The organism is Streptomyces sp. NPDC028928, from assembly GCF_055564915.1.
Window position 1 is genome coordinate 57,051 of record NZ_JBVHVI010000018.1, and the last position, 12,137, is coordinate 69,187.

Genomic DNA, 12,137 nt, shown 5'->3' on the forward strand with positions numbered 1-12,137 from the left:
GCTTGTTCACGTCATTACTCGCCGGTCCCTGTTGATGGCGGCGCTTTTCTCCCGCATTCTGGAAGGCTTTCCGTCGAGCCATGATCTGGGGGATAGGTGTCTCTTCACTCTGCACTCCGTGCGAACGATCCGGAGGCGGTGCACCGCACACGCCAACTCATCGAATACATGCGCGAATTCGTTCGAGGGTCGTACAAGCCGGTGCGGGAGTGGCAGAAATACCCGGAGGTCCTCTGGCTTTCCGACCTTCCGGACGACAGACTCCGGCGGAACCCGGATCGCGACCGGACGCTGCTCAAGGTGGCACACCGCCCGCCTCGCCCAGCTCCTGTCCTGCCCGAGGTGCTGGTGGGATGGGTCGATCCCGAAGCAGCCGCCACCGCGTCGCCCGAAGCGCCTCCGCTGGCCGAGTCGGGACCGGGGCAGGGTTGGCAGGAGGACGAGAACGGAGACCTGTTCAAAGTTTCCGAGATCCGTCGCGAGGAAGCGCCCGACGTGCTGCGCGCTTACACGCGATGGCTCGACGCGTGGCGCAAGTGGTCGGAGAAAGAGCGCGTCGACCGCCCTTACAGGGAGCTCCATCAGCAGCTGTACCGAATGGCGACCAGGATTCAGCAGGACGGCGAGGAATACGAGGCGGTACTGGGCGCCGGATTGCTGACCGTCGGAGCCACACGTCCGTCGGCGCGCATCGCCCGGCACATTCTGACGGCGCCGCTGATACTCACCGTGAGTCCCACGAACATGTCCATCACCGTCGCCCTCGCCCCCGGCGACCCGGCGCGGATGGAGGACAGCGAGTTCCTCGACGCGGACGCGGGCTACAGCACCCGGCTGCTGAGCCCGCTGCGGGACCGTGTCGATACGGAAGGGTTCCAACCGCTGTCCCGTGACTGCCAGGACGTGCTCGGCGACTGGTCGGAGAGGGCGTTCGGTACCGATCGCGCGGTGGCGTTCCACCGTGGCTGGGGCCGCCCGCCCGCTGACCCGGCGCTGCCGGTGCCCACGCTCGGGTTCGCGCCGGCGATCATTCTCCGCCAGCGGGGCCAGGGTGCCCTCGTGAATTTCTACGACGGCATCGCGAACCGCCTCGCCCAGCCCGGTGCCATCGCTCCGCTGGGCCTGGCTCAGTTGCTGTACCAGCTGGAAGCGGAGGACCGCAGGGTGTGGGGTACGGCGGCAGGGAGCCGTGACGTGCCGCCCGCACTTGGCTCCGACCCGCTGTTTCCACTGCTGTCGAACGAAGCCCAGCGGGAGGTACTGAGGCGCCTACAGACCGATACCGGCGTCGTCGTTCAAGGACCGCCGGGCACGGGAAAGACGCACACCATCGCCAACCTCGTGTGCGCCTTGCTGGCGGACGGCAAGCGGGTACTCGTGACGAGTGAGAAGGGCCAGGCTCTGAAGGTCCTGCGGCAACAACTGCCGCCCGAGCTGCGCAACCTGTGCGTCCTCCAGGGCGACCGGCGCCAGGACGGCAGCAACGACCTGGAACAGTCCGTGCGCGCGCTCTCCCAGCTCAGTGCCACCCAGTCGACCGAGCGTCTCGACGTAAGGATCAAGAGCCATGAGGCGCTGCGCTCGGAACTGTCGGACACCCGCGCGCGGCTCCGTGACGAACTGCGCGCCATACGTGAGGCGGAGTGGTACGAACACCTCGACGTGGCACCCGGATACAAGGGGCGGCTTGCGGAGATCGTGGAGGCTGTCGCTGCCGGTGCATCGAAGTACGACTGGATGCCCGCTCTGCCCGCCTCGGCACCGCGCGAACCTTCGCTGAGCCAGGATGAGGCCCAGCGCCTGCTGGGCCTGGTGTCCCGGCACGGGGCCGGAGTACTGGACGAGCATGCCGCCCGCTGCCCGGACCCCGCGGACTTCGTCCCACCCGTGCTGTTCGAAGAAGCGGTCAACGCCCTGGACGCCGCTGTACGTGCCTGTGCTGCGTCGACGTCCGACACACTTGCCCTCGAACTCGCAGACCGTGGGGACGAGTTGATCGCAAAACTGGTCGGTCTGCTGGACGCGGCGGAACACGCGCTGCAGAGCGAGGGACTGCCGGGTGACCCTGCCGCCTGGCCGCCAGAGGAGTGGACCACGCGCGCCTTGCAAGACGGAATGGCCGGCCGGCGGCAGCAGCTGTGGGAGGGAGTGCGACAGGCGTCCGCCCGTGCCGAGGGCGTGCAAAGCGTGCTTCAGCACATGCCCTTCGCTGTGCTCGACGTACCCGACTTGGCGCTTGCCGAGGAATCACGTCTCATCGCCGCCGGGAAGGACCTCGAACAGTACTTGCGTGCAGGTGGCAAGCTGCGCAAATTCGCCCCGAGGCCGGTCCAGAAGGAGGCCCAAGTCCTTCTGCATGACTGCCGGGTGGATGGGCGGCTGCCCAGCACACCAGACGAGATCTCCGCGTTGGTGGCTCATCTGGCGGCACGCCAGTGCGTTCGGCAGCTGAACGAGCGCTGGAAGAGCGTCGACGCGCCCGAGGCCGAGGGCTCCACGCAGGTGGCTCTGTCGGAGCTGCTGGACCGGGTGCCAACGCTCCGCGCGGTAGACGGGTTCACCCAATCCGTACGTACGCTGCACGAAGTCCTACTCAAGGCCCGGATCAAGGCCACGGTGCGGACGGCACAACAGTGGGACGATGTCCGTACGTCGGCGAACGGTGCGGAACGGCTGCTTCGTGCCCGTGAGGCGGAGGAGAGGCTGCGGTCCATCTCCGAGCAGCTGCCGCGACCCGATGCCCGCGGAGTGGCCGAGCTGGCAGAGGTGCACCGTGCTGTCACCGCCCGTGATGTACGGGCGTACTCGTCCGCGATCGACTCGCTGACGGAGGCGTTCCACCGTGAGGCCGACCGCCGGGAGGCTCGCAAACTCCTGGACCGACTGTCCGAGGACCACCCCGAGCTGGCCCGGCGCTTCGCCGAGTCCCCGACCGAGGCGGTGTGGGAGACCCGCCTTGTAAACCTGGATGGTGCCTGGGCATGGCGGCAAGCACGCACCTTCCAGGACACGATGCTGAAACCTGGCAGAGAAGCCAAGCTGGAAGGTGAATTGGAAGCGGTTGAGACGCAGTTGCGGAAAACGGTGACCCAGCTGGCGGCCGACCGAGCGCTGTACCACTGCCTGGACCGGATGACGGCTGGACAGAAACAGGCGCTGAGTGCCTACGCGTCGGCCACGGCGAACGCAGGCAAGGGAATGACGGCACTCGGCAAGCGGCACCTGAAGGCGGCACGTTCCGCGATGCGTGACGCGCGTGCCGCGGTCCCGGCATGGGTCATGCCGATCAAGCAGGTGGCCGAAATGATCGATCCCGAGCCGGACGCCTTCGACGTCGTCATCGTGGACGAGGCGAGCCAGGTCGGTCTGGACGGTCTGATGCTGCTGTGGCTCGCTCCGAGGATCATCGTCGTGGGTGACGACAAGCAGTGTGTCCCGTTCTACACAGGCGGCAAGCACGAACGGCTCAACGAACTCCTCGACTCACTCCTGCCCCATCTCACCGACTGGCAGCGGGACGGACTCAGCCCTAAGTCCAACCTCTACGACCTGCTGTCCGCGCGCTTCAGCGAGACGATCCGGCTGACCGAGCACTTCCGGTGCATGCCGGAGATCATCAAGTGGTCCTCCGCCCAGTTCTACCCCGACAACGAACTGGTGCCGTTGCGGCAGTACGGAGCGGACCGGCTGCGGCCCCTCGAAGTCGTTCATGTGCATGAAGGTCACTGTGAGGGACGGCGAGAGACCCTGGTCAACAGGCCCGAGGCCGAGCGCATCGTCGCCAAGTTGCAGGAACTCGCGGAGGACGAAGCGTACGCGAAAAGGAGTTTCGGAGTCATTGTGCTCCGTTCCGGACACCAGACAAGGCTCTTGGAGAATCTCATCGACACGCGGATCGATTCCTCGATCCAGGAGCGACACAACATACGTGTCGGCACGGCCGAACAGTTCCAGGGGGACGAAAGAGATGTCATCCTGCTCTCATTGGTTGTCGACGCCGACAACACCCGGGCCCTGACCGGCCAGGGTGACGGAAGGCGTTTTAACGTGGCCGCCAGCCGGGCCCGCGACCAGATGTGGCTGTTCACCTCCGTCACACCGGACCAGCTGCGCAGCAGGGACCTGCGTCACTCCCTGCTCACCTATATGCAGGCGCCGCCGGAACTTCAGGGCACATCTCCCAGCCTTTCCGCCGTTTCCCCCGACGAGCAGTGCGAGCCGTTCGAGTCGCTCTTCGAGCAGCGCGTCTTCCGCAGGATCAAGGAACGCGGCTACCACGTCGTCCCCCAGTGGAAAGTCAGCGGCAAACGCATCGACCTCGTCGTCGTTGGAGAGACGGCCCGCCTCGCCGTGGAGTGCGACGGCAGCCCGTATCACTCCACCCCTGACCAGATCCGTGACGACTACGAGCGGGAGCGGGAACTGCGCCGGGCTGGCTGGCAGTTCTGGCGCATACGCAGCAGTGAGTTCGCCTTGTCTCCGGAGGATTCGCTGACTCCGTTGTGGAAGCGCCTTGACGCTTTGGGGATCCGGCCCGGAGTCACCGAGGATGCCCAGGGCGACTCGGGAAGCACTTGGGTCCCAATCGAGATGGACGATGCCGACCTCACCACCGATGAACTCGACGCCATGCTCGATGAGGATGCGTCCGTCTCTCTCGAAGGAGCTTGATGTGAACGAGATCTTCGACGACAGCACGCTGACGGAGATTGCCCACCTGATTTGCGGGGACGAGACGCCGCTGCTTTACCGGAAGGGGTACGAGATAGCCGCCTTCTTCCAGCGTGCGGGCTGGGACGGCGTTCCCGAGTACGACGGCACACCGAGGCACAAGTGGACCTTGGATCTCCTCAGGGAGCGACAGGAGGACGGTACGGACGACGCCAAGCGAGCCGTCCTTCGCCTGGCGAATCGCCTTGAGTACTACAACCAACAGCAGGAGTACCACGCCACGTTGAAGCGGCTCAACGAGATACTTGTGCTCGACGGACGCCGGATCGGCGAGGAAGGAGGCCAGCCGGTCCTTACCCGCTGCGAAGTCGGTTTCGGGGACGAAGTACGGCAGCAGTTGCCGCGTGTGGAGCTGAAGGTTTCCGTGACGGATGTGGTAAGCGACCCGGACCTCGCCGCTACTGTGCAACTGCGGCTGGACGAGGCACGCACCTGCTACGAGCACGGAGCCTATACGTCGGCGGTCATCATGCTGGGCAGTCTCCTGGAGGGGGTGCTCGCACATGCCGCGCAGGTTCGCGCCGCAGGCGTACGCATGCCGAAGCCGTTGCGAAACATGGGGCTGAATGACTTCGTCGACTTCGCGTACGAGAATAAATGGATCGAGCACGATGCCAAACTCGCCTCGGAGCTTATCCGGCACTACAGGAATCTCGTCCATCCCCTGGCGGAGAAACGGACCGGACACAGCCCGAACCGCGACACGCTCGACATGTGCTGGCCGGTAGTGAATGCCACGTTGAACGATCTCGCGGCGACGGCGGCAGCGCCTCCTGTTCCGCCCACTCCGCGTGCGCCGGCAGAACGAGGTCGTGGTCGCAATCCTCATGCCTCCGCACAACGCCCAACGCCGGCCTCTGTCGCTCGTCGCCGTTCGGGTGGGGAACAACGGCAGGCACTTGAACCGCGGCTGCCCATCCAACGTGGGAGGATAGGCGCGGAGTAACACTTCCTAATGCCGCGCGCGCGAGACCCGCGTCGTAGCTTGGCGCGTCCGCTTCGAATTCCCCAGCGCTCAGTTAGTTCCAACCGTCCAGCGACACCTGAGGCCCGTCGGCCAGATAGCGATGAAGGGCGCTGGCGGTGGTCTCCACGAACTCCTCGGGGATGGCGTCGGTGTCGACCCAGCGGACCTGGGCGTGCTTGCGAGGTTCGCGATTCTCCGGCTCGCCGGACCACTCGTGGGCGACGAAGACGACCGTGAGGAAGCCGTTGGGAGCTTCCACGCCCCAGGCGCCGTGGATGATGTGGGCGACCTTCAGCGCTTCCGGCTTGACGGTCAGACCGGTCTCCTCGTACAGCTCGCGGACTGCCGTCGCGGTGATCGGCTCGCCGGGCTCGCTCTTGCCGACGGGGAGGTCCCACATGCCCTTGGCGAATTTGGCCTGGTCGCTGCGCTGGAGGAGGACCACGCGGTTGGTGGCCTCGTCGTGGACGATGACGGCGGCGACCAGCAGAGTCATGGATTCCAGAGCGGGCTTGAGCGCCTTGGGCTGGTCATCGGTTGTCGGCTGAGCCACGGGGGTCCCTTCGTCGGCCGGGTTGGTGGGCATGTTAGGCGAGCGCCTCCCGCGCGCGCCGGGCCAGTTCGGCGGCGCCGGGTACTTTGCGCCGCTGGTAGACCGCCAGGGTTGATCGGATGGAGGTGATGGCCTTGCGAGTGCGGTCGGAGGTCATTCCGTCCATCAGCGTGAGGGCCTCGCTCCAGGCGGCGACTGCCTCATCGGCGCGGGCCTGGGCGGCGAGGCTGTCGCCGAGGTCGGCGTAGGTGAGGGCGTGGACGCGCTTGTACTTCACGGGGTCCCAGCGGATGAGCGCGTCACGGTGCTGTTGCTCCGTTCCGACGTGATCGGCGAGGTCGGTGAGGGTGCGAGCCGTGTGGCTGGCGACGGTGCCGGCGGCCGGTCCGCTGACGAGGGAGAAGCTGGGCTGGGGGCCGTCGTCGCGGAGCAGAGCGTCTTCGGCTGCCAGCAGGGCGCGGGCCGCTGCGGGTTTCTCATTGACTGCGGCGAAGGCGCGAGCGTGGGTGATGTGGAGCAGGGCCTCGGTCTGACCGTCTACGCGGCCGATTCCACGGCTGAGGGCACCTTCTACCAGGTCGACGCAGTGGTGGGGCTGTTTGAGGCTGAGGGCCTGGTGTGCGAGGGCGCGCATCATCCAGGCGGCGTGACCGTGCGGATCGGCTTCGCAGGCGAGCTGGTAGCCGACCTGGTAGTAGCGCTGGGCTGCGCCCTCCTGGCCGAGGTCGTGGTGTTTCCAGCCCGCGAGGTAGGCCAGCTCGGCGACGGCGCCGAAGGCGGCACGGCGCAAGGCTTCTGAGGCGAAACGGGCACGCAGCATCGGAGCGGCGGTGTCGGCGAGGTAGGCGGTGACGGTGGTCAACCCGTGGCCACCACCCAGGCGTTCGTCGGCCGCGCTGAACACGGCGGTGATCTGGCGGACCACGTCGACATCCTCCGCTCCTACCAGGGCCCTGCCGGTGCGAGCGCGGAGCATCCGGGACGCGGCCTCGTGGTCGTAGGCCAAGGGCATGGCCACGCCTGCGGTCGTGAAGGCGGCAACGGCGAGGAAGCGGCGCCGTTCCATGTCGGCACGGCCCAGGTCGGTGACCGTGACCACAGGATCAGGGTCGGCAGGGACGGCGACCTCGGGGTCGCGCAGGCCGATCTCGGTGAGGGTGACGGGGCGGCCGGCCCGGCGGGAGAGGGCCTCCGCCAGGTAACGGCCGGTCCGTCCGGTGGGCTGACGGGTGCCGTTGACCCAGTGGGAGATCGCCGACTTGTTGGTGTGGATGATCTCGCCGTTCTCCGCGGCGATCCGGCGCACCTCCTTGGCCAGCGCGTCATACGTGCAGCCGATCGCGTGGATGGCTTCGCGTAAACGGACATGGGGTTTGTTGGGTGCCGCCATGACCTCCTCCGTCCTGGGGGCTGTAAACCGCGTATACCGCTTGGCCTCGCCCACACCGTACCCACTGTGCGTGACGGCGTGTTCACTGAATATCAGCCGCCCGGCCCCGGTCCGACACCGTTACCCGGCCCCCTTCGGCCGGGCGGCTCCCCGAAGTTCCGTACGCCCTCCCCGAGTTCAGGCATGCCCGTGCCCGAACCCGGCCGATCAGAGACGGAGACACGGTGACCACCATCGACACCACGGCCATCACGGTCGAGCTGCCCGAGGCATTCGACGAGCGCTGGAGCCGCCTGCCGGGCATTCAGGTCGACGGCCGGCGCATCACGATCGACCCGGCCGAGTACTTCTTCCGCTTCGAGTCCAACACCTGGCTCGTCGCCGACTGGGAGCTGGTCAAGTCCCAGCTCCTGGACGTGCAGGAGACCACCGAGAGCGCGGTGGAGCAGCTCGCACTGGACTTCATCAAGGCCCATGGCGAGTCCACCTCGGACGCCGCCCGGGTGCTGTCCACCGCCTACGAGGTGTACGCCTACCTGTTCCGCGACGACCACCTCGACGGGCTCGGCCTGCCGCAGATCACCGCCGACCACCTGCGGATGCTGCGCGAGGCGGCCACGCTCATGGCACTCAACAAGGTCGAGCTCGACGGGCACATCTCCAACGTCGGCCCGTGCTGGTTCTTCCCCGCCGCCACCTCGGTCGTCTTCGACCTGAACGACGAGATGGGCGGGATGCTCGACGAGGTCTACCACGGCGGCTGGTTCAACGAGCACCGCCGCATCGAGTCCATCAAGGCCCACGCCGCCCTCGGCGGACGTCTGGTGCACGGCTGCCAGTCCGTGCCGGACCAGTCCGGCGGCGTCGTCGCGCCCTACGGTGCCTCGATGGCCAGCTTCCGCGATGACCTGGCCGCCTTCAAGGCCGGCTGGATCGAGCAGGTCTACGCCCACCGCGTGACCCCCGCCGCGTAACACCCAGCAGTACGGCTCCGGGGCGGGCAGGCACGCTCGCCCGCCCTGGACGCCACCAAAACGCAAAGGAGACCCCGTGAACGACAACCTCACCACCGATCTCCTCGCCAACCTGTGCATCGTCGCGAACCAGACCGCCGCCAAGCGCGAGGAGGTGAGGGTGTGGTCGATGTCCGGCGTCGAACGCGTGACCTTCCCCGACGGCAGCACGCGGATCTTCAAGTACGCCAAGAGGCCCTTCGACAGCGAGGACCAGGCCCTACGGCTGGCCGACACCCTCGGCACCCCCGTCCCGAAGGTCTACCACTCGGTCCGGATCGAGGGCTGGCTCGGCATGCTCCTTGAGGACCTCGGCACCCCCATCCGAGAAGCGGATGACCTCGACGGTGCCGCCGCGGCCGTGGTTCTCCACCGCACGCGCACGGCCGGCGCGCTGCCCGTAATGCACGAGGAAGGGCTACGGGCCCTGCCCAGCCACGCCCTGGACCACCTCGACCAGCTCCGCAAGGCCGACCGGTGGCAGGACACCGGCGACATCGAGCAGGCCCTCAACCAGATCGCCCAGGTCGCCGACGCCCGCGCGCAGGGAACCGCCCTGGCCCCGTTCGGCTGGGTGCACTCCGAGTTCCACCCCACCAGCCTCCACATCGGCCGACGCGGCTGGCGCCTGCTCGACTTCGCTCGCGCCTTCACCGGGCCCGGACTGCTCGACCTCGCCAGCTGGCACGGCACCCTCGACGACCCCGACCCCGTGCGCCTCCGCGTCTTCCTGGAGTCCTACGTCACCGAAGGCGGCACCCCGGACGTACTCGCCGAGCGGGGCGGCCTGCCCGCGGAGAAGTGGGCGCTGGGCTGGCACCGCATGTGGGCCGTCGAGTGGTTCATGGAGCAGTCCATCCGCTGGATCAACGACCCCGCCACCGATCCCACCTACATCAAGGTCGTCCGCAGACACGTCTCCGACGTCCTCCAGCTCCTGGAGGTGTAGGTGCTCGCGCAAGCCTCCCCCTGGTACGCCCACGCCCTGCAGCGCACGGCTGCCGGCCCGGCCGAACCACTCGCCCCACCCGCCCGGATGGAGTGGACTACACGGCCAGGCATCGGACCCGGTGCCGAGATCCTCGGCCCTGACCTGAGCCGCAAGCGTGTGGTCGAACTTGGCTGCGGACCCGGCCACAACGCAGCATGCCTCGCCACCCGGCACGCGGCCCACGTCACCGGCGTCGACCTAGTCGGCCTGCAAGTCCGCAGGGCCCGTTCACATTACGGACGGCTGAACAACCTCACCTTCGTCGCCGGCCATGCCCTGCACTACCTGCAGGCCGGTGACGAGCAGTTCGACGCGGTCTACTCCGTCTTCGGCGCCATCGGCCTCGTCGCTCCCGAACTCCTGCTCCCCGCCATCGCCAACCGCCTCAAGCCCGGCTGCTGCCTGGCCTTCTCCGTCCCTCACCCACAGCGCGGCGGCCGGGCCCCCGCTGCCGGCAACCGACCCTGCCGCGACTACGTCACGCTGCCAGACCGCACCCGCCTTCCCGTCGCTCGCTGGGACTTCGACGCCGCCCGCTGGGAGAAGCACCTCGACCGCGCGGGCCTGTGGCTGGCCTCGGCCCAGGACTTCCACGACCCCCGACAGGGCCGCTGGCCCGCCACCCTGCTGATCACCGCACGCAAGCTCTGACACCTGCCCCGGCTTCCGCGGAGGAACCGATGCGCCCCTACCTGCTCATCGACATCGACGGCGTCCTCATACCCTTCCCCGACGCGGGCGGGTCGACCCCGGCTACCCACTCGCGCTACGACGTGGTCCCCACCGGTCGAAGCGCCGACGACCCGGTCACCATCTGGCTCAACCCCGACCACGGCCTTGCCCTCATGGAGGTGATCGGTACCGGCCTGGTCACACCGGTCTGGTGCACCAGCTGGCGCCAAGACGCGACGACCCTGATCGGCCCCCTTCTCGGCCTTCCGCCACTACCGCACGTCGCCTTGCCACGCCCCGACATCACCACCAGCCACCCCAACGGCTACCTGTGGAAGCGTGACTACGTCGACGCCTGGCTGGGCGACGCGCCCGCTGTGTGGATCGACGACGACTTCACCAGCCTCGACCACGAATGGTCAGTGGAGCGTGGCGCCCGCGGGTTGCCGACTCTCCTCATCCAGCCCAATCCCCGAGAGGGTGTCCAACCGGAGCACTTTGCGGAGGTCTCGGCATGGGCTATGGAGGTGTCCACGCTCCGGGGAAGCGAGTCCTCGCCTCTGCGTGAATCTGAAGCTGCATAGGCAGAGGCCGCTGCAGCGGATCTCCGCTTCAGGCTGGTATCGCCATGAGGGATGTGTCGTGGGCCAGCGCCGGAATCACCGGTGTCGGAGGAGTCGGCACGAGGAGCCCAGGGCACATCAGTGCCCCCGGCGAAACCAATGTGCCCTCAATGTGCCCTGGCCGCCTGAAGGCCCCTTCCGGCACATGACGAGGGCGGGGTCCGAAAACCCCGCCCACTACCCGAGAAACCCCAGCTCAGGGCCAAACCAAGCAATAAGGCTGATGCCCCGCCTCATGCAGCCGGTGCGAGAAGTCCTGCCATTCGTGCAGCAACTGGTACACGTTGAACGCGTCCCGCGGCCCGCCCCGGTCCGGGACCGTCGACCAGATGAACGCCGCCGCGCCCACCGCTTCCTCGCCGATGTCGCGGAGGGGGTCGACGACGGTCATGGGGAGCTTGACGACGGCGTAGTCGGGGTGGAGGACGACCAGTTCCAGCGGGGGGACCTTGTGGAGCGGCACGCCCTCGATGCCGGTGAGGACCATGGCGGCCATCGTCTCCGGCTTGATCTTGGTGAACATGCCGTTCATGCCCAGCTCGTCGCCGCCGAGTTCCTCGGGGCGCATCGAGATGGGGACGCGGGCCGCGGTCGCGCCGTCCGGCGCGCCGAAGTATTTGTACGTCACCCCCACCCGACCACCATTCCTGCTCCCCGCCCGGAGGCGGTCGGCCCGGTGGTCGAGCCGGCGGTCGGTCGGCCGGTCCAGCCTGCGCTCGCGGCGCTGGTCGGGCTCGCTGTCGAGCTCCCGGTCGATCTGCCGGTCGTACCGCTCGGGCTCACTCGGTACACCCTGTGTCTGACGTGCGTCGCTCTGCCGTGTCTCGGTCGTTTCCTCCGCGTCGCGCCGGTGCCTTCCCCGCCGGGCACGTCGAGGACCCAGGTCATCAGTCCCCTCGCCCAGTCCGCCACCGCGATGCATATCTCCACCCGACTGCTTTTCTAGGACGCGTGGCCCCCGCCGCGCAACCCGATCATCGTGTCAGTGACCTCCCCCACGGCCGCCCGCCGAAACGTGCGGTGGAACAACAGTCCACGCGGGGAAACTCCCGGCCCCTGATCATTACGTGCGTATGAGCTGTGTGTATCAGGTCTCAGTCTCGCAGATGAGGGATGACGCCACGCGCTGCCGATTCACCGCTCCGATCCCGAGGCCGACCGCGGTCCGCCCGGGCCGCGGCCTACCCTGAGGAGGTC

The 12,137-nt window shown here is 67.7% G+C and carries 9 protein-coding genes; 6 read left to right on the top strand and 3 right to left on the bottom strand.

Features of this window, described 5'->3' with window-relative positions; all coding sequences use genetic code 11:
- The first annotated feature begins 138 nt into the window (after nt 1-138).
- Both ACZ4U1_RS34505 and ACZ4U1_RS34510 read left to right on the top strand, forming a co-directional pair.
- Entirely contained in the window at nt 139-4,671 is a 4,533-nt protein-coding gene (locus ACZ4U1_RS34505) for an AAA domain-containing protein (protein WP_467908109.1), read from the top strand.
- A gap of 1 nt (nt 4,672) precedes the next feature.
- Nucleotides 4,673-5,677 (top strand): hypothetical protein, encoded by a 1,005-nt coding sequence (locus tag ACZ4U1_RS34510; RefSeq protein WP_467908110.1) that lies wholly within the window; start codon nt 4,673-4,675, stop codon nt 5,675-5,677.
- A gap of 73 nt (nt 5,678-5,750) precedes the next feature.
- Here the strand turns inward: ACZ4U1_RS34510 and ACZ4U1_RS34515 are convergent, their stop codons facing one another.
- Complete coding sequence (locus ACZ4U1_RS34515; RefSeq protein WP_467908111.1) at nt 5,751-6,284, bottom strand: NUDIX domain-containing protein; 534 nt, start codon at nt 6,282-6,284, stop codon at nt 5,751-5,753.
- A 1-nt stretch (nt 6,285) separates the two neighbouring features.
- A complete protein-coding gene (locus ACZ4U1_RS34520; protein WP_467908112.1) occupies nt 6,286-7,641 on the bottom strand; it encodes a helix-turn-helix domain-containing protein in 1,356 nt (451 codons plus the stop codon).
- A gap of 224 nt (nt 7,642-7,865) precedes the next feature.
- On the opposite strand from ACZ4U1_RS34520, the gene ACZ4U1_RS34525 reads away from it, so the two are divergent.
- The 4 genes from ACZ4U1_RS34525 (at nt 7,866) to ACZ4U1_RS34540 (ending at nt 10,901) form a co-directional block, all read left to right on the top strand.
- On the top strand, nt 7,866-8,615 hold the full coding sequence (locus ACZ4U1_RS34525) for a hypothetical protein (protein ID WP_467908113.1): 750 nt from the start codon (nt 7,866-7,868) through the stop codon (nt 8,613-8,615).
- Between the two features lie 76 nt (nt 8,616-8,691).
- Nucleotides 8,692-9,603 carry a phosphotransferase family protein gene (locus ACZ4U1_RS34530; protein WP_467908114.1) on the top strand — a complete coding sequence of 304 codons (912 nt, stop codon included), beginning with the start codon at nt 8,692-8,694 and terminating at the stop codon, nt 9,601-9,603.
- Complete coding sequence (locus ACZ4U1_RS34535; RefSeq protein ID WP_467908115.1) at nt 9,604-10,296, top strand: class I SAM-dependent methyltransferase; 693 nt, start codon at nt 9,604-9,606, stop codon at nt 10,294-10,296. It begins immediately after the preceding gene.
- Between the two features lie 29 nt (nt 10,297-10,325).
- Complete coding sequence (locus ACZ4U1_RS34540) at nt 10,326-10,901, top strand: hypothetical protein (protein ID WP_467908116.1); 576 nt, start codon at nt 10,326-10,328, stop codon at nt 10,899-10,901.
- A 235-nt stretch (nt 10,902-11,136) separates the two neighbouring features.
- Here the strand turns inward: ACZ4U1_RS34540 and ACZ4U1_RS34545 are convergent, their stop codons facing one another.
- On the bottom strand, nt 11,137-11,574 hold the full coding sequence (locus ACZ4U1_RS34545) for a hypothetical protein (RefSeq protein WP_010353923.1): 438 nt from the start codon (nt 11,572-11,574) through the stop codon (nt 11,137-11,139).
- Nucleotides 11,575-12,137 lie beyond the last annotated feature (563 nt).

What these genes read in the sequence shown, in the direction of transcription:
- ACZ4U1_RS34515 (WP_467908111.1), bottom strand. Translation starts at nt 6,284, where the DNA reads ATGCCCACCAACCCGGCCGACGAAGGGACCCCCGTGGCTCAGCCGACA.
- ACZ4U1_RS34520 (WP_467908112.1), bottom strand. Translation starts at nt 7,641, where the DNA reads ATGGCGGCACCCAACAAACCCCATGTCCGTTTACGCGAAGCCATCCAC.
- ACZ4U1_RS34540 (WP_467908116.1), top strand. Translation starts at nt 10,326, where the DNA reads ATGCGCCCCTACCTGCTCATCGACATCGACGGCGTCCTCATACCCTTC.